Genomic DNA, 16,979 nt, shown 5'->3' on the forward strand with positions numbered 1-16,979 from the left:
GGGTCTTCTTTTTTAGCTTAATTAAAGGTTTTTGGTAGGTCTAGAGTAAGCTGGCAGGCATATTTGATATTGCATTTTCATATGGTTCTTTTATAATGTTGTTTATATCTTTAAAGGGAGCCATGATCATTATTGAATAAGTCCGAACTGAACCGAATTACGCAAGAGCTTCTACGTCGGTCGGGCAGCAGTGTCACCGTGGAGATGGAGGCGTATTTCCCAGGGGGCCGGTTAATCGGCGGGAAATATGTTATGAATTCGCACAGCGTGACGATGTATACCGAAGTCATACGCCAGCAGTGTTTACAGCTGTTTGGCACACTTGAGCTGTTTCATGCCTATTTTGCGGTGGTATTTGCACATGAGCTGGGCCATTCGATGGATCTGATGCTGACAGAGCTCTGTGACCGGATGGATCGAACGGTGGATGAATGGGAGCAGAATCAGATCGCGCTTCAAATCGAGGAAAATGCTTGGAATAACGCCATGCCATGGATTCAGGATATGGATCCGGATTTCATACAGGTCATCGTGGACCGATCGCTTGAGGCCTACCGCGAGGAGCCGGCACCAGAAATCGCTTAGGCTTACTAGGTTAATCCAGGCTAGGTCATAACATGACACAGGCACCCGTCAGGGTGCCTTTTTGGACATGCAAGAAAGTATAACTTCAGAGGCTTACCACCCTGGAAGCATGGGGAAGGCTTCTAATATCGTATGTTATACAAGATAAAACCAAAAATGGCAGCCACGACAATGAAGGCACCTGCAGCAGCAAGGGTCATTAAAAAATCATGAAGCAGGCTTTGCTGCCGGATACCGCGCAGCTTCTCCTTTGCCTTTCTCTCCGAGACGTCCTCTTTAATTCGATCCAAATACTCAGGGCCTAGAACCATAGCTGTCCCTCCCGTAACGATTTGTAAGCTTATTATACCAGAGATATGCTATTTTTGGTTGAATTTAGGCCATCCTGGTGTGTAGTCCCCTGTTATAAAAAAAGAAGTGAAGCTTGCATGGGCTTCACTTCTTTTAGGTAAGAGACCTTGTGGGAGCGCAGCGTCTGCTTAGCTCTCCGGATCCAACTGCTTCAACGGCTCAATGGCCGGCCCTTCAATCACTTCGCCATTATAACGGTAGCGTGATCCGTGACAAGGGCAATCCCATGAGCGTTCGCCCTCATTCCATTCCACTTCGCAGCCGAGATGGGTACAGGTCGTATCCACGAGATGGAGATTCCCCTTATCATCCTTGTAAGCCCCAGCGCGCTGACCGTTATGGCGGACGATGGCGCCTTCGCCTGCCTTCAGCTCGGTAATATCAGCATGGGACATTTCGAACTTGCCGGAAACGAAATCCTTCGCAACCATAGCATTTTGTGCAACAAATGTTTTGATGCTTGGATCTGCCATGAAGCGGGACGGGTTGAAGACGTCGGCGTAACGGTTATCCTTCTCCAAGATTTGATCACTGATGATGTTCGCGGCCAATGTTCCTGTTGTCATGCCCCATTTCCGGAAGCCTGTCGCGACAAAGATCCGGTCCTGATTGGATGTGATCGGCCCGATGTAAGGCATGTTGTCCAGAGTAATCAGGTCCTGGGCCGACCAGCGATAAGGAATCGCGGAAGCGCCCAGCAGCTTTCCTGCAAACAGCTCCAGGTTTTCGTAATGCTGATGGGTGCAGATGCTGCGGCCCGTCGGATGATTTTCGCCTCCGACGATAACCAAATCCTCACCGCCATAAGAAGCTGACCGCAGGGAACGGGTCGGTTGATCCACGCTTAAATACATCCCGCCCGGATAAGCGGTTTCGGGTTTGACAGCAATGGCATAGGAGCGTCCCACATGCAGCCGCGTGAAGAAGAAGCCTTTCCCGTCAATGAACGGAAAATGAGACGCGGATACGGCATGATTGCAAGTAATCCGGTGACCGCCCCGTTTGGTCAGCAGCGTGATCGGTCCATCGGTTTCGGCCTTTTCATCCATGGTCGTGTTCTCATAGATCCGCCCCCCGAGCGCCAGAAATTGTTCGGTCAAATGCTTAAGATATTGCAGAGGGTGGAATTGATATTGCCCAGGCATCTTAATGGCTCCCCGAATCTGGATAGGCAGAGGAAGGCTGTCCTGCCATTCTCCCGGAATGCCAAGCTTTTCATAGGCTTTGATTTCGTCCTCCAGCTTCGCGAGATACTTGTCATCCTGTTGAGCGTAAATATGGGCATCCTCTAGCTTCAGCCCAAATTTCTCTTCGTCTCCGCTAATAATATCCCTAATGAATTCAATCGCTTCCCGATTGCCTTCGTAATAGAGTCTTGTCTTCTCCTCCCCAAAATGATGCATAAATTCATGGTAGATGAGCCCATGCTGTGCTGTAACCTTAGCTGTTGTATGACCTGTGGTTCCGTTTAGGATTTGCCCTGCTTCGATTAGCACGACATCCTTGCCTGCCTTAGCAAGCAGATAAGCGGTCGTAATACCGGTTATGCCGGCTCCGACGATGGCTACATCCGCCTTAATATCTTCGGCCAAGCGGGGGAAGGTGGGCAGTTTAGTTGTCGCTACCCACAGCGACTCCGGAAATTGCGGCAGTTCTTGATGCGATGAATTGGACGGGTTCATTCATGATTCCTCCTCAGTTTCTATGGGCGTTGCCCTTAAACTCCGACTCTTGTCTTCATTATTACCACATGGGAATGATTAGAAACGAGCTGATTTCGATTTACAGTGTTCCTAAGTTTTTCTGGATGATTGTAAATAATTTGGGACATTTGTGCAGAGCCTAACAAACAGCGGGAGATTCGGAATTTAGTGAAATGAGGGGTGGTATCATGACCAGCAAACCATATCTAAATGCGGAGGAAGCTAAGAAATGTCTGCAAGAGCATCTCCGAAATGTTGGGGATATCGAGCAGCGCGAGCTGAAGAATGAAGGTGAGCACGCGTTATTGATTTATCTTAAGAGCATGTGCGACCCTGTCATGATTAACGATAATTTGATCAACCGTTTTTATGAGCTGAATTCCTTGGACTTATACGACCAATTCATCCGATCCTTTCCCTCAAGCGTGGAGCCGAAAGATGAACAGGAATTGCTCCGTAATATACTTAGGGGCTGCGTAGCCATATTCATTCGGGACAGCGTGCTCCTGTTTGACGCCGTGCTGGTTAATGCAGGCTTCATCCAACCCGCCAGTACGGAAAACGTTATTCAGGGTCCCGATGATTCGTTTACGGAAAATATCGAGGTGAACCTGAATCTGATTCGTCACCGTTACCAAACCGTGAATTTGAAGACGGAATTCATGACCATTGGCAAAATATCACAGACTCGAATCATCATTATGTATGATGCATGCAAAGTGGAAGAAACGGTATTGCAGGAGCTTAGAAAGCGATTGTCCGAGATCAAGGCGGATATTGTGCAATCGGCCTCTGAAATCGAGAGACATACAATGCATCCTAAATTCCGTCTGTATCCGACGCTCATGCTGACCGAACGCCCTGACCGGACCGTATTGAATATATCTCAAGGAAAGATCGCTGTGTTGATGGATTCCACGGGATATGCCATTTTACTGCCGGCTATATTCAATGATTTCTTTACGGCGATGGATGACAAAATACAGCTTCCCCCGGTGGGCTGGTTTCTCAAGGTCATCCGGTATATCGCATTGTTTGTCACCGTGCTGATACCAAGTTTTTACGTGGCCTTTACCTCTTACAATCCGGAAATATTGAGGATGCAGGTTACGTTGCTTATTGCAGGAAGTCGGGCTACGGTGCCATACCCGTCTTTCTTCGAAGTGATCTTCATGCTGCTGGCGATGGAATTTCTGACAGAGGCGAGTGTCCGGCTGCCCAAAGCGATTGGTCAAACCGCAACCACGGTAGGGGGTCTCATTCTGGGGACTGCTGCTACGGAAGCGGGACTGGTCAGTAATATCATGATCATCTTGGTTTCCGCCGTCGCGATAACGAATTTCGTGATCCCGATTAGTATGATGAGCTTCGGCATACGCGTCACGAAGTATTTGTTCATTGTCCTGGCCACCTTCTTCGGTTTGGTTGGCATCGTTCTCGGCATCGTGGCCATGATCATGTACCTTACGAGCCTCAGGTCCTTTGGCAAACCCTACCTGAAGATGTTTGCGTTGGATTGGAACAGGAAAGGAGATCAGCGAAGTGGTTAGAAATAAATATTTTTATTACCTCTTCCTCCTCAATGCGACCATCAACCTCATTAATTATGTCCCCCGCGTCTTGATTTCGGATCGCTTTGACGGTGCGCTGATGTCGATTCTCGTATCCATACCGATTGGGACCCTGCTGTTGTTTACCTTCGTAAAACTGATTCAGAAATTTCCAGGACAGGGGCTGCCGGAGATTTTCCGCTCGGTTATGTCCAAGTGGATATCCGGTATCCTGCTTTTTTTATACGGACTCGCGTGGTTTTTCTCCAGCGTAATTACTTTGGTAAGCTTCGTTGATATTACCTCTCGCTACATTAGTCCGGATGTATCTCCCTATATCGTTCTGATGGGGTTTCTGGTGGTGGTTGGACTTAGTGCCAGACTGGATTCCGAGTCCATTATTTATGCCCTGGAGATGATTCTGTACATCTGTGTTCCGATTATCGTCTACATGTCATGGCGTATATTCAGCAATCCCTTTTTCAGCTGGGATGCCGTAAGGCAAATCATTACCTATGCGTGGAATATGCCCAATTACGAAACGGTGGCGGCGGCAACTTTTATATTTACGGGCTACGTGAACATGGTGGTATTCAATCGGATCTTTCACCGATTCAGAGTGCGCCATGTTTGGGCGATTGTGGTGGTCAGTATGCTTACCCTTCTGGTTTCGATGTTTGCACCCATTGGCATATTGGGCGCTGCGGGCGCAGGAGGACACGTGTACCCTGCCTTCTCGACGGTTGACTCGCTGCGGATTCGTTATTTTATCATTGAACGGATGATCTATGTCTTCTACGTGGTGTATATGTGTCTCTCCCTCGTGAATTCCATCATCCACTGGCATGTGGGTAAGGAACTCATTCTGGGAAGCTTCGGATTAAAGGTCGAAAAGGGCAACGCCATGGCGAAAAGGAGGAAAATCGAATGGTGGGTGCTTCTTCTCTTTTCCCTAATTACCTTCGGCACGTCGTTCATCGTTAATCAATACATATTAAATGATATGGCGGTTGTCTTTCTGGACGTCCGGTTCGCGGGTGAATTTCTGCTCATTGCCCTGTTATTCTATGCGGTATGGAGAAAAAGGAGGAAGAAGGCATGAAATTCCTAAGGCGATGGCTGGTCTGGCTCATGTGCTGCTCTTTCTTGTTGGTGTCGGGATGTGATTTTAGGGATATTGATCTGAGGCTTTTTGTCGTGTCCATTGGTATTGACGTCTCCGAGAAAAGTCCCGATATGAACCGATTTACCTTCAAAATGGCGATTCCTTCAGGAGACCCTAAGATTGGGGATAAGAAGTCTTTCCTTATTACACAAGAAGCAACAAGTATTGCGGAAGCGATCAGGGAGGTCAAATCCAAAGTGGATAAGGAACTTGACTTTGGTCATTGCAAGGGGGTCATGTACGGAGAAGCCTATGCTCGAAAAGATATCAGCAAAATCCAGGACTGGACCGTTCGGAGGCGGGATATGCAGCTCTTAATGTATCCAGCCCTCGCTATACCTACGGCAGAAGCCGTATTAAAGACGGATCCTCCAACGGAGCGGATTGCCGGGAACGCAATATTTCTGGCGCTCAGCGAGGATGGGACGGAATCTCCCTTCATTACTAGGACATACTCCTTCGATTTGTCCCGTCGAATGTTAGAGGAAGGGGAAGATCCGGTCATGCCCGTTGTGGAAACTACCACTGACAAGATCCTGAATATCGAGAGAGTAGCCTTGATGGATAAGGACAAGGTGAAGGTGATTCTGACGCCGGATGAAACCAGGCTGTTTAACCTGTTGGATCGTCGTAATCTAAGCACGAATTTCGGGACGAAAATGGACGGCAAATTGCTTGAAGTCAACACGGATAGAACCCGAGCAAGATACAAGATCGTAACGGATAAACCAGGGGAAGAAACGATTGATTTCAATATTCGGATAACGGCGATTTTGGAAGAGAAAGAGGATCCAACACAACTGAATCAGAAGGGTCTGCATAAAATCGAAGAGCAGTTTAGCAAGGAACTATCTCAAGCGGTGAAAAACTTGCTGGAGAGGATTCAAAAAACAGGCCTGGACCCGCTCGGTTTCGGCCTCCGGTATGGAGGGACGCACTGGAACAACCAGACGGAGATGGAGGAGTGGCGCTCCATTTACCCCCATGCCAAATTTCATGTATCGGTCAGGATGAAAATAAAATCGACCGGTTATAAACGTTAGACAAGGCACAACTGTCTATCGTACAGGAAGATGTTACAATAAAGAATAAGCATCTATCTTGTATGAAGGAGGTTTCACACATGGAGTTTAGAAGACTGGGCGGAAGCGGACTGAAGGTTAGCGATATCAGTCTCGGGAGCTGGCTGACGTACGGGGGATATGTGGAACGGGAGAATGCCGTGAAGTCGATTCAGACTGCATATGGACTCGGCGTTAATTTTTTTGATACGGCGAATGTGTATGCCCAAGGAGCGGCTGAAGTGGTTGTCGGGGAAACCTTGAGAGCCTTCCCGAGGGAATCCTATGTCCTTGCCACGAAGGTATTCGGCAAGATGGGGGACGGACCGAATGATCAGGGACTTTCCCGCAAACATATTAGAGAGCAGTGCGATGCGAGTTTGAAGCGGCTGGGTACCGATTATGTCGACATCTATTACTGCCATCGATATCATGAAGAAACACCGATAGAAGAAACGCTGCGGGCGCTGGATGACCTTGTCCGGCAGGGCAAGGTGCTCTATGTAGGAGTCAGTATGTGGACTGCTGCCCAGATGGAAGCGGCATTGGCCGTTGCGGACCGCTATTTACTGGATCGCATCGTGGTAAATCAGCCGCTGTACAACATGTTCGAGCGCAAGATCGAGGAGGAGATCATCCCGTTAGGCGAGAAGAAGGGCATTGGTCAAGTGGTTTATTCTCCTCTTGCACAAGGGCTTCTGACGGGCAAGTACGCCTCCAAGCAAGCCGTGCCGGAGAACAGCCGCGCATCAAAGATTGGAGCCGATCGGCTTAAAATGAGTGAAGATCGCATTCAGAAGGTGCAGGCCCTGGGAGATGTTGCAAGCGAGCTGGGTATGACCGTCGGCCAATTGGCCTTGGCCTGGATTCTGCGGCAGAACAACGTAGCTAGTGCTCTGGTGGGGGCCAGCCGTCCGGAGCAGGTGGAAGAGAATGTGAAGGCTTCCGGTATGAAGTTGTCTTCAGATACGCTGACTGCTATTGAAGAAATACTGAAGACGGATTCGAATTAAGAAAGAATAAGATCATGGATTTCGGGAGCGGAGCATACGCGGTTGCGCCCGCTGTCTTTGGCGCGGTACAGCTCGCGGTCTGCTTGCTGAAGCAGCTCCTTGGCATTTTTCGACCGGATCGTATCGGGATGTACGGCAGCGCCAATCGACACGGTGATCCGGATCTTGGTTCCGTTTTCCAGGACAAAGATATGATCCGCTACGGCGGCCCGGATTCGCTCCGCAATAGCGGCAGTCTCGTCAATGGTGGCTTCCGGAACCAGCACCGAGAATTCTTCCCCGCCGTTGCGGGACACTTCATCAAAAGAACGGGAATGCTCCCTCAGCACTTTGCTGAGCTGCTGCAAAACGGCATCTCCGGCCGCATGGCCGTAGGTGTCGTTTATTTTTTTGAAATGATCAATGTCCACGACAAGAACACCCAGCCGTTCGCTGAAATGCTGGGCTTCGAGAAAACGTTCCGACAACAGCTGCTCGAACTGGCGCAAATTGTGAAGACTGGTCAGGTAATCCGTTTCCGCATTTTTCTTCATCTGCAGAAATAGTTGATTGGACGTGTTGATATACTCCGTCAACATGTAGATGACCACCGTGGCGAGGACGGATATGATAAGGTGCTGTGTGAAGACAGTATATACCTTATGGTGGTCCTGGATATTCATCCACATAATGCCTAGGAGCACCAGCATGCTCGATACGCTCATGAGCAGCATTTTGTTTAAACGATTCCAATGGATACGAGATACCGTCCCGCATATGATGCCGATCAGTAGCATGCCGGCTCCCGCAATGGCAGAGGAAGCGGACATGCCGAACAGAATCAATCGCCCGAGCGCAATGAGCACGCCGGCAATCAGGGATGGAAGCCAACCCAAGTAGCTGGCGATCACGACAATGGCCAGATGCCGCAAATCCGCGAAAAACCGGGGGTCAATCGGGAAAGAATAGTACATCAAGATGATCCCGTAAATGCCAAAGAGCAGTCCAGCGTTGATCTTAACGTTGGTGGACGGCGTCACAACGCCTGCTACATATTTTTTGGACAGCAGTCCGGACAAGTATAAGAAAGTCACAAATATACAAAAGTTGGTAAATAGTATATTAGTCATGGGGGATCATTCCTTTCATGTACCTTGCACAAGAGCGGCAAGGCGATGAAGACATTCACCCCCTATTTTATCGGAAAATGGAATTGTGTGTCGAATATTAAATGTTTTATTTTGTTAATTTTCAAGAGTCTCTAAAGGTAGGAGAACTTCAAACATCGTCCGTTCCGTATTACTGGTCACTTGAATCGTGCCGTGATGGGCATCCACGATGGTCTTGACAATAGCCAAGCCAAGTCCGGAGCCGCCGGTTTGATCGGTGCGCGATTCATCCGCCCGGTAGAACCGCTCGAACAGATAGGGGATTGCATATTGAGGGATCGGGGGGCCGTAATTGATGACCTGTACGACGGCAAACTTCGGATCACTTGATACCTTCAAATCCACCACCCCGGCTTCCCGACCGTGCCGTACCGCATTGGACAGCAGATTCTCGAAGGTGCGCATCAGTTTATCCCCGTCCGAGGAGATCATGATTTTCTCCGTTTCAGGTGTGAAGTTAACTTGTACGCCTTCCTGCTGCCCGGTTAGTGAAAAGTCCACGGCCAATTGTGCGAGGAGCTCCACCAAATTAATGTCAACCCTGTTCATCGGGGAATACCCCATTCGTGTGTATTCAAACAAATCGTTCACGAGTCCGCCTAAGCGCAGCGACTTATCGTACGCGATATCGGTATAATACCGGAGCTCGACTTCATCCTTGTAATGGTCTTCATTGACCAGCCGCAAGTACCCGATGATGGAGGTGAGGGGAGTGCGCAGATCATGCGAGACGTTGCTGATCAGCTCGTTCTTGGACTGGACCGCCATTCGTTCCTCTTCCAGCGATAGCTTGAGCTGCTTGGCCATTTGATTGATGTGCGTTGCCATCTGGCCCAGTTCGTCATTCGAGCTAACGATAATCTCTTCATCCAATTCGCCCTTCGCCAAACGCTGTGTACCCTCCATTAATTGATTGATTTGACGAATCGTGCCTTGACTCAGGAGGAGTACCATACAGATAAACAGCACGATGCCGATGATCGTCGGGATGATGGGGAAACCGAAGAAATCCTCCAAAGTACGATCAACTCTGAAAAGGGTGTTTACCCAGGGCTCCTTCCAGTATTCCCGGCCGATCAATCGGAAGATCTGCTGCGCGATGAACAGTATGGCCAAGGTCAGGGCTCCGCTGGCAAAAAACAGTGTAATGATCTTCCATTGCAGCTTACGCATGGATTTTGTACCCGACGCCCCATACCGTTTGAATGAGCTTATAACCCAGCTCCTTCTCGAGCTTGTCCCGCAAGTTGCTGATGTGAACCATGACCGTATTATTGGATACGTAATATTTCTCCTTCCAGACCTGCTGGAAGATATCCTCGGCGCTAAAGATTCTCCCCGGTTGGCGGGCAAGCAAATACAGAATCTCGAATTCTCTCGCCGTCAGAGAAATCGCTTTGCCGTTGGCCGTTACTTCATGCGTAGTCCGGTTAATGTCGAGCCCATCTATCTCAATCCGCTCGCTGTCCTCTCGATGCAGTTCCGCATTGTATAAGGTGGAGCGCCGCAGCAGTGTTTTGACGCGAGTCGTCAGCTCCAGCGGATTGAACGGTTTAATCATATAATCATCCGCGCCGGTCATCAGTCCCAGGATTTTATCCATATCCTCGCTCTTGGCGCTCAGCATCAGGATGGGAATGGACGAGGTTTCCCGGATTCTGCGGCAGGTGTCAATCCCGTTCAGCTTAGGCATCATGACATCCAGGATCACGAGATCCACCGCCTCGTTATTGGTGGTCATGGCCAGCAGTGCTTCCTCCCCGTTATGGGCTTGGATTACGCGGTAACCCTCATTCTCCAGATAGATAGAGATCAGCCCGGAAATTTCTTTATCATCATCTACGATTAATATACTTCTCATTAAGATATCCTCCAGTAAATCGCCCCATTGGAAACGATGATTCCTTACGAACAGTGTACCCTAAATCGACCCCATAGAGTGCAGCTTGGCCTTCAAAATCGTGAGTTCTTCTATGACAACAATTAAAAAAGGACGGATAGGAGATTCGAAAGAATGCCTTGCCGTTCGAATCCGTAATCCATCAGCTTCCGGGTTTCCGTAAACCGCTGATCGGCATCCCCGGTTCCCATCACGACGGAAATCAGCCGATTTCCACCCCGCGACGCAGTTCCGGTAAAGCAATAACCGGCGGAGCGGGTGTATCCGGTCTTAAATCCGTCATTACCTTCGTAAGAATGCGGCTCGCCAGGCAGCATAAGATTGGTAGTATGCAGGGAAAGCTTCTTCTGCGGAACAGGCAAATCGCGCTGGCTGGTTACCTCGAGCAAATCCGGATGTTTGTTAAGCAGCCATCGGGCCAGCATGGCCGAATCCCTGGCCGTCATGACGGTATCGCGTTCGGTGGCCGCTTCGGCAAAGGGAGCGAGGTCAGCGGCAGGCAAACCGGAAGCATTGGCGAAGACGGTGCGATCAGAGAGGCCGATTTGTTTCGCCCGGGCATTCATGCTCTCCACGAATCGGGACTCCGACCCGCCGAGATGCTCCGCAATAGCTACGGCCGCATCATTGGCCGAATGGATGATGAGCGCTTCGAACAGCTGCTTCAACGTATAACGTTCGCCTTCATGCATGCCGATGCCTGAACCGGGCACCTCTGCGGCATATCGGCTGACCGGTACATTCTCGTTCCAAGCATGCTGCCCGGAACGAACAGCATCCAGCACCAGCAGTTCGGTCATCATCTTGGACATGCTCGCGGGAGGAAGGGGAAGATCGGCATGCATAGCATAGAGCACGCGGCCGGTATCTGCATGAATCAAGATGGCCGAACTGGCTTTGATGGGAGGAGGAATAAACACCCGCGCTATGAACACGGCCATCAGAATGACGCTAAACAATAGCAGGAGCAAGCTTAATCTTGTGCGTCCCTTGCGGGGCTTCGCAGGTTTATGCCGAATCGTGCCGGCTTGCCGCCGGGATCGTTCAGGGGATGACGGTTCTTGACGGGGATGCTTGGCTATGGATTCCATGGCGATCGATCGCCTCCTTTGGGCTATATATGTTTCATCGTTTTATGTATGTTCTAATTCTAACCACACAAGCTAAAGGAATTTTTAATTGAATCTAAAGAAATCTTAAAGATTACCAGCGGAAATTCTGGCACGGGATGTTGACCTTGAAGAGAATAGGATTTATACTTGATCTAAAAATAAATTAAAAGGGTGAATACCTTGAAATCTTTAAATCTGACGACGCAACGCCAAGCGGTGTACGATGTCCTTCGGGAATCGCATGATCATCCGACTGCTGCGGATATCATGAACCGGCTGGTGGAGAAAGGATATAATTTAGCGTACGGAACGGTTTATAATTCCCTGCGTTATTTGACGGATAAGCAGCTGATCCGTGAATTGAAGCTGGGCGAGAGCGCGAGCCGGTACGATGCCCGTATGGACGATCATCAACATATTATTTGTGAAGTATGCGGTAAAGTGGACGAGGTCATGACGGAGGTGCCAGAGGATTGGGCTGCTGCGGTAGCCGGTGAAACCAATTACGTCATCCATCATGCTCACGTCGTATTCGGGGGGGTGTGTCCAGAATGTCAAGCCAAACGGAAGAAATGACGGAACTGGGAACGGACTATTCATTTCCTGATTTCCAGTCCGGCAATCTGTATGTTCGTCCGACGACGCCGATCGCGATGGCGATAGGGGATGCTTGTCCCACAACCCTGCGGGCTGCGTTATTAAGCCGTTCTCCCGGACGGGTGAACGAAATGTTTATTACCTTGACCGAGAACTGCTTCGAGGTGATGATGTTCCGCAAATGGGAACCGCGTCTTCAGTCGGCATTGAATACAGGACTGATTATTGCCGATATGACGGGCTGCCGGAATATGGCGGCGTTCAACAAGGAGAAGGAACTCCTGCTGCCCGAACATTCCTCTATTCCGATTCTATACCTAGTTGGGGAAGAGTTAATGAGCAAAGCAGGTTCAAGTTTGTTAAACGAAGAGCTTATGGTATGGCCTGCCCGTTCCAAAGATACGATGATGTATCAGGTGCAGCGAACCATTCGATTATTCTCTCCTGCTGCCGGATTGTCGGGTGGAGAAGAGGTCATGCGCGGTCTCATCTATAAAGACTTATCCATTGATCGGGATAAAATGACCATCCACCGGGGCAGCACTCCGATCCATTTGACCAAGACAGAGTATCATTTGCTGATGCTCTTGCTGGACAGCGAAGGAGCCGTCTGCACGCGTGAGGACCTGATGTGCAAAATTTGGGATACGGATTTTATGGGCGGCAGCAATGTGGTCGACGTCCATATCAAAAGCTTGCGTAAAAAGCTGAGCGACAACGCGGGAGCCCCGCGCTATATTGCAACGGTAAGAGGAGTGGGATACCGCCTGGCGGACTAATCCCCCTCCCTTTTTTTGTTCATTTGCGGTACTCAAAATGAATTCATCCGACCTTCATATAACGATCATAGAAGGGTCATATAACACTCATGCGACAATCATGATCCAATGGATTCTCCAGTGATACAATCAAAACATAAATTTAGATTCAGTCTAAAATCAATTATAGAAATGATGGAGGGTTCATATATGGATAGAATGACAACCAATCAAGGGGCTCCAGTCGGAGATAACCAAAACTCCAAAACGGCAGGACGCCGCGGTCCGACGCTGCTTGAGGATTATCATCTGATCGAAAAAATTGCCCATTTCGACCGTGAACGAATTCCGGAGCGCGTCGTTCATGCCCGCGGGGCAGGTGCACACGGCACATTTGTTGTGGAGAGTGACATGAAGCCTTATACAAAAGCGGCATTCCTGCAGGAAATTGGTCAGGAAACTCCTGTGTTCGTTCGCTTCTCCACGGTTATTCATGGAACAGGGTCACCCGAAACGGCACGCGACCCGCGCGGATTTGCCGTGAAGTTCTATACGGAGGAAGGCAACTATGACATCGTAGGGAATCATATTCCGGTCTTCTTTATTCGCGACGCGATCAAATTCCCCGATATGGTGCATTCCTTGAAACCTTCACCGGAGACTAATATCCAGGAGCCTGGCCGGTACTGGGACTTCATGACGCTGTCCCCGGAATCCACGCAAATGATGACCTGGGTGTTCTCCGATCATGGCACACCAGCGAACTATCGCGAGATGGATGGCTTCAGTGTCCACGCCTTCAAGTGGGTGAATCGCGAAGGCAAAGTGACTTACATTAAATACAAATGGGAATCCGTGCAAGGCGTGAAGACGCTGAATGCCGATGAAGTGGTCGAAGTGCAGGGCAAGGACTTCAATCACGCCACCCGTGATCTTCATGAGCACATCGCAAACGGGAATTTCCCGCAATGGCGCCTGCAGGTACAGCTGATGTCCCCGGAAGAGATGGATGAATTGTCCTTTGATCCCCTGGACCCGACCAAGACTTGGCCGGAGGATCGCTTCCAGTTCATAACAGTCGGTACCATGACCTTGAATCGCAATCCGCAGAACTTCTTCGCCGAAGTTGAGCAGGTCGCTTTCTCCCCAAGTGCGTTGGTGCCTGGCATCGAGCCGTCGGAGGATAAACTGCTGCAAGGTCGGCTATTCTCTTACCCGGATACGCAGCGTCATCGACTCGGTGCAAATTATTTGCAGATCCCGATTAACTGCCCGTATGCTCCTGTGCGTAATCATCAACGCGATGGCTTGATGAACGTGAAGCAAGATCCGTCGCCGGTAAATTATGAGCCGAACAGCTATACAACAGGCCCTGTGGAAGACCCGTCTGTAAGTGAAAGCGAAGCACCGCTCATGGGACATGTCGTTCGCCAGCGTATCGAAAAAACGGATGATTTCACCCAGGCCGGAGAAATGTACCGTTCGTTTACGGAGGAGGAGAAGGATCATCTGATCCGCAATCTGGTTGATGACCTGGGTCAGGTCAAATCCGATATTCAGCTCCGTGCCGTATGCAATTTCTACCGTGCGGACGCCGAATATGGTGCAAGACTCGCTGCCGGGCTTGGTGTAGACTTGAGTGCATTCATACCTTCCAATCAGCCGAAGTAACGTAGTTAGAACTTATAAGAGCCAGCCATCTTTATTTCCGCTGTGCAGGATGGATGGCCTTTATATAGAGGTGGTCTATGACCGCCGCCAAGAGGGGTACCCGCATAACATGGGTACCCCTCTTTTAGTGGAAATAATTACCTATATATACTACATAATGAATGGTCTTAGAGATGCCGATAAGTTGAAAGGAGTATTTTTTTATAGAAGACAGGTGAGATTCACTGCAGTTTAGAAAGGAAAGAAACCCATGAAGAAAAAAAGAGCTAATCGTATTAGAAGAAACCTGATTCTCACATTTCTGCTCGTGCTTCTTGTGCCCAGCTGCGCTATCGGTATTATCACTTACCGTGACGCCAAGGGAACTGTCGAGGAAGAAATTCTGCGCAGTGCATCGCTGAGCGTTGAGACGGCGAATGAGATCATTAATCACACGCTGCAATCCAAGTTCGATGACCTGAATTATTTAAGCACAACGATGAAGTCCACTGAAATCGACAAGGAACTCGAAGCGAAAGTGGGTTCAACTATCAATGCACTGAAGCAGTACTTGGGACTTCATCCGGAGACGGTGGACGTTTTTATCGGTACGGCACAGGCTGGCATTATCAAGGCATCAGGGGAAAAGCTGCCGTCCGACTATGATCCTAGACAAACGGAATGGTTCCAGCAGGCAATGAATGCATCGGGCCAACCGATTATTACAGCCCCCTATACTTCGAACACGGGCTCCTTGATTGTAGTAACGCTAGCTCAGATGCTGCCTGACGGCAAAGGCGTCGTGGGCATTGACCTCAACCTTCATAGCATCCGGAGTCTGGTCCAAGTGCAGGTAGGTAAAGAAGGCTATACGATGGTGCTGGATCAAAATCACAAATATCTGTTTCACCCCGATTATGACGCAGGGACGGACGCGTTGGCTAAGGAAGCTTGGGTCTCCAAGATGTATGAGCAGCCAACCGGTCATTTTCACTATGATCATGACGGCATCGAGCAACAATTGAACTACATTACGAATGAACGAACCGGTTGGAAAATTGCCGGGACCATGTTTGTTAAGGAGGTTGACGACTCCGTTAATGGCATCCGCCAAACGATGATTGTGGTTATGAGCGTTTCGCTGCTAGCCGCCTTAATCATGGTGACTTGGAATGTAAGCTCTGTGATCAAACCGATCCGCCGTATGCGCCAAGCGACGGAAGTCATTAGCGAGGGGGATCTGACGCTTCGCTTGAATGGCTTCAAGCGTGACGAGATTGGAGAGTTGGCCGATCACTTTCAGCAGATGGTGGATAGTCTCAGGGTCATGGTTCACGGGGTCAAAGCCATGACGGAAAATGTTTCCGCATCTTCCGAGCAATTGTCCGCAAGCGCCCTGCAAAATACAAGCGCCGTCGAGCATGTCACGTCTTCCATTCAGGAGGTTGCCGCCGGCAGTGAACGGCAATTGAACGCAGCGGAGGAGATTCTGAAGGGGATTCTTCAAGTATCCCGGCATGCTGATGACATTGCGGATGTATTGGAGAAGGTTACAGCGGCCATGAACCAGACGGAGGAATTGGCCCAAGAAGGGAACCAGACGGTGATTACAGCAGCAGCAACGATGCAGGATATTGATCATGCGATGAACGATCTGAATGGGGTTATCCATCAGCTGTCTGAGCGGACTGAGGAGATCGGCGGTATCGCCTCCGCCATTACCGACATTGCCAAGGAGACGAGTCTATTATCGCTGAATGCCTCAATCGAAGCTGCAAGAGCCGGGGAGCAGGGCAAAGGATTTGCGGTTGTAGCCGCGGAAATCCGTAAGCTTGCTCAAAGGTCGGAAAGCTCAGCGGATTACATATCGGGGCTGATTACAGGGATACTGGCAGAAGTGGAACGAACCAAGGAGATGACGGAAGCCGCCAGGCAGAAGGTATCGGACGGCGTTGACGCAGCGGATCTGACCGGACGCTCCTTCTCCCGTATCAAAAAGGCCGTACACACGGTGTCCGGCCAGGTAAGAACCACTTCGAAGTCGGCTAAGGAATTGGCTCAAGACACAGCTTCCACGAAAAAGTCCGTTGAAGATATCCGTGGGGTGTCGGAGCAAACGTCCAGCCAGACCCAGACTATATCGGCAGCCTCTCAGGAACAGCTTGCTTCCATGGAAGAAGTCAGCGCGTCTGCAGCAGATTTAAGCCGGTTAGCTGAAGAACTGCAGGAGATGGTGAAACGCTTTAAGATATAAGAGATTCAAGGGCGAATAGTATGCCCCGAATATTTCATGTTGAAGCAGCAAAGGAGCTTATATTCCTTTGCTGCTTTTTTGTTTGTGGCAGGAAAGGGGGGCCTTATGAAGAATAAGACCAAAGTGGCTTTA

At 49.6% G+C, this 16,979-nt stretch carries 15 protein-coding genes; 9 read left to right on the forward strand and 6 right to left on the reverse strand.

From position 1 onward, the window contains the following. The first annotated feature begins 132 nt into the window (after nucleotides 1-132). Nucleotides 133-585 carry a hypothetical protein gene (locus tag ABEW73_RS18090; protein ID WP_098749298.1) on the forward strand — a complete coding sequence of 151 codons (453 nt, stop codon included), beginning with the start codon at nucleotides 133-135 and terminating at the stop codon, nucleotides 583-585. Nucleotides 586-707: 122 nt separating this feature from the next. Here ABEW73_RS18090 and ABEW73_RS18095 read toward each other — a convergent pair whose 3' ends face one another. Beyond that, nucleotides 708-896, reverse strand: a complete 189-nt coding sequence (locus ABEW73_RS18095; protein ID WP_430166773.1) for a hypothetical protein — start codon at nucleotides 894-896, stop codon at nucleotides 708-710. Between the two features lie 168 nt (nucleotides 897-1,064). Beyond that, the gene (locus ABEW73_RS18100; RefSeq protein ID WP_430166775.1) at nucleotides 1,065-2,618 is read right to left on the reverse strand and encodes an FAD-dependent oxidoreductase; all 1,554 of its coding nucleotides are present in this window, start codon (nucleotides 2,616-2,618) and stop codon (nucleotides 1,065-1,067) included. A 209-nt stretch (nucleotides 2,619-2,827) separates the two neighbouring features. On the opposite strand from ABEW73_RS18100, the gene ABEW73_RS18105 reads away from it, so the two are divergent. The 4 genes from ABEW73_RS18105 to ABEW73_RS18120 all read left to right on the forward strand — a co-directional run bounded on the left by ABEW73_RS18105 (nucleotide 2,828) and on the right by ABEW73_RS18120 (nucleotide 7,428). After that, nucleotides 2,828-4,189 (forward strand): spore germination protein, encoded by a 1,362-nt coding sequence (locus ABEW73_RS18105; protein WP_430166776.1) that lies wholly within the window; start codon nucleotides 2,828-2,830, stop codon nucleotides 4,187-4,189. After that, nucleotides 4,182-5,291, forward strand: coding sequence for a GerAB/ArcD/ProY family transporter (locus tag ABEW73_RS18110; protein ID WP_430166777.1), 1,110 nt, complete (start codon nucleotides 4,182-4,184; stop codon nucleotides 5,289-5,291). Before ABEW73_RS18105 ends, ABEW73_RS18110 begins: the two co-directional genes overlap by 8 nt. Further along, nucleotides 5,288-6,397 (forward strand): Ger(x)C family spore germination protein, encoded by a 1,110-nt coding sequence (locus ABEW73_RS18115; protein WP_430166779.1) that lies wholly within the window; start codon nucleotides 5,288-5,290, stop codon nucleotides 6,395-6,397. The genes ABEW73_RS18110 and ABEW73_RS18115 overlap by 4 nt, the downstream gene beginning before the upstream one ends. 80 nt (nucleotides 6,398-6,477) lie before the next feature. After that, nucleotides 6,478-7,428 (forward strand): aldo/keto reductase family protein, encoded by a 951-nt coding sequence (locus tag ABEW73_RS18120; RefSeq protein ID WP_430166781.1) that lies wholly within the window; start codon nucleotides 6,478-6,480, stop codon nucleotides 7,426-7,428. Here the strand turns inward: ABEW73_RS18120 and ABEW73_RS18125 are convergent. The 4 genes from ABEW73_RS18125 to ABEW73_RS18140 form a co-directional block, all read right to left on the reverse strand. Further along, a complete protein-coding gene (locus ABEW73_RS18125) occupies nucleotides 7,425-8,537 on the reverse strand; it encodes a GGDEF domain-containing protein (protein WP_430166783.1) in 1,113 nt (370 codons plus the stop codon). The genes ABEW73_RS18120 and ABEW73_RS18125 overlap by 4 nt on opposite strands. Before the next feature lie 114 nt (nucleotides 8,538-8,651). After that, nucleotides 8,652-9,749, reverse strand: coding sequence for a sensor histidine kinase (locus tag ABEW73_RS18130; RefSeq protein ID WP_430166785.1), 1,098 nt, complete (start codon nucleotides 9,747-9,749; stop codon nucleotides 8,652-8,654). Next, nucleotides 9,742-10,437 (reverse strand): response regulator transcription factor, encoded by a 696-nt coding sequence (locus tag ABEW73_RS18135; protein WP_430166787.1) that lies wholly within the window; start codon nucleotides 10,435-10,437, stop codon nucleotides 9,742-9,744. Before ABEW73_RS18135 ends, ABEW73_RS18130 begins: the two co-directional genes overlap by 8 nt. 122 nt (nucleotides 10,438-10,559) lie before the next feature. After that, complete coding sequence (locus tag ABEW73_RS18140) at nucleotides 10,560-11,567, reverse strand: D-alanyl-D-alanine carboxypeptidase family protein (RefSeq protein ID WP_430166788.1); 1,008 nt, start codon at nucleotides 11,565-11,567, stop codon at nucleotides 10,560-10,562. Nucleotides 11,568-11,768: 201 nt separating this feature from the next. Between ABEW73_RS18140 and ABEW73_RS18145 the strand changes: the two genes are divergently transcribed. The 4 genes from ABEW73_RS18145 to ABEW73_RS18160 all read left to right on the forward strand — a co-directional run bounded on the left by ABEW73_RS18145 (nucleotide 11,769) and on the right by ABEW73_RS18160 (nucleotide 16,847). Beyond that, nucleotides 11,769-12,164, forward strand: coding sequence for a Fur family transcriptional regulator (locus ABEW73_RS18145; RefSeq protein ID WP_430166790.1), 396 nt, complete (start codon nucleotides 11,769-11,771; stop codon nucleotides 12,162-12,164). Continuing rightward, entirely contained in the window at nucleotides 12,140-12,964 is an 825-nt protein-coding gene (locus ABEW73_RS18150; RefSeq protein ID WP_430166791.1) for a winged helix-turn-helix domain-containing protein, read from the forward strand. The genes ABEW73_RS18145 and ABEW73_RS18150 overlap by 25 nt, the downstream gene beginning before the upstream one ends. Before the next feature lie 189 nt (nucleotides 12,965-13,153). Then, a complete protein-coding gene (locus ABEW73_RS18155; protein ID WP_430166793.1) occupies nucleotides 13,154-14,614 on the forward strand; it encodes a catalase in 1,461 nt (486 codons plus the stop codon). Between the two features lie 250 nt (nucleotides 14,615-14,864). Further along, nucleotides 14,865-16,847 (forward strand): methyl-accepting chemotaxis protein, encoded by a 1,983-nt coding sequence (locus ABEW73_RS18160; RefSeq protein WP_430166794.1) that lies wholly within the window; start codon nucleotides 14,865-14,867, stop codon nucleotides 16,845-16,847. The last annotated feature ends 132 nt before the right edge of the window (nucleotides 16,848-16,979 follow it).

The sequence above is a fragment of the Paenibacillus lautus genome (genome assembly GCF_050482385.1).
In the GTDB taxonomy this organism is placed as follows: Bacteria; Bacillota; Bacilli; order Paenibacillales; family Paenibacillaceae; genus Paenibacillus_AQ; species Paenibacillus_AQ lautus_B.

Coding starts and splice junctions, on each gene's coding strand:
- ABEW73_RS18115 (WP_430166779.1), top strand. CDS start 5,288: ATGAAATTCCTAAGGCGATGGCTGGTCTGGCTCATGTGCTGCTCTTTC.
- ABEW73_RS18100 (WP_430166775.1), bottom strand. CDS start 2,618: ATGAACCCGTCCAATTCATCGCATCAAGAACTGCCGCAATTTCCGGAG.
- ABEW73_RS18105 (WP_430166776.1), top strand. CDS start 2,828: ATGACCAGCAAACCATATCTAAATGCGGAGGAAGCTAAGAAATGTCTG.
- ABEW73_RS18135 (WP_430166787.1), bottom strand. CDS start 10,437: ATGAGAAGTATATTAATCGTAGATGATGATAAAGAAATTTCCGGGCTG.
- ABEW73_RS18160 (WP_430166794.1), top strand. CDS start 14,865: ATGAAGAAAAAAAGAGCTAATCGTATTAGAAGAAACCTGATTCTCACA.
- ABEW73_RS18095 (WP_430166773.1), bottom strand. CDS start 896: ATGGTTCTAGGCCCTGAGTATTTGGATCGAATTAAAGAGGACGTCTCG.
- ABEW73_RS18155 (WP_430166793.1), top strand. CDS start 13,154: ATGGATAGAATGACAACCAATCAAGGGGCTCCAGTCGGAGATAACCAA.
- ABEW73_RS18140 (WP_430166788.1), bottom strand. CDS start 11,567: ATGGAATCCATAGCCAAGCATCCCCGTCAAGAACCGTCATCCCCTGAA.
- ABEW73_RS18125 (WP_430166783.1), bottom strand. CDS start 8,537: ATGACTAATATACTATTTACCAACTTTTGTATATTTGTGACTTTCTTA.
- ABEW73_RS18130 (WP_430166785.1), bottom strand. CDS start 9,749: ATGCGTAAGCTGCAATGGAAGATCATTACACTGTTTTTTGCCAGCGGA.
- ABEW73_RS18150 (WP_430166791.1), top strand. CDS start 12,140: ATGTCAAGCCAAACGGAAGAAATGACGGAACTGGGAACGGACTATTCA.
- ABEW73_RS18120 (WP_430166781.1), top strand. CDS start 6,478: ATGGAGTTTAGAAGACTGGGCGGAAGCGGACTGAAGGTTAGCGATATC.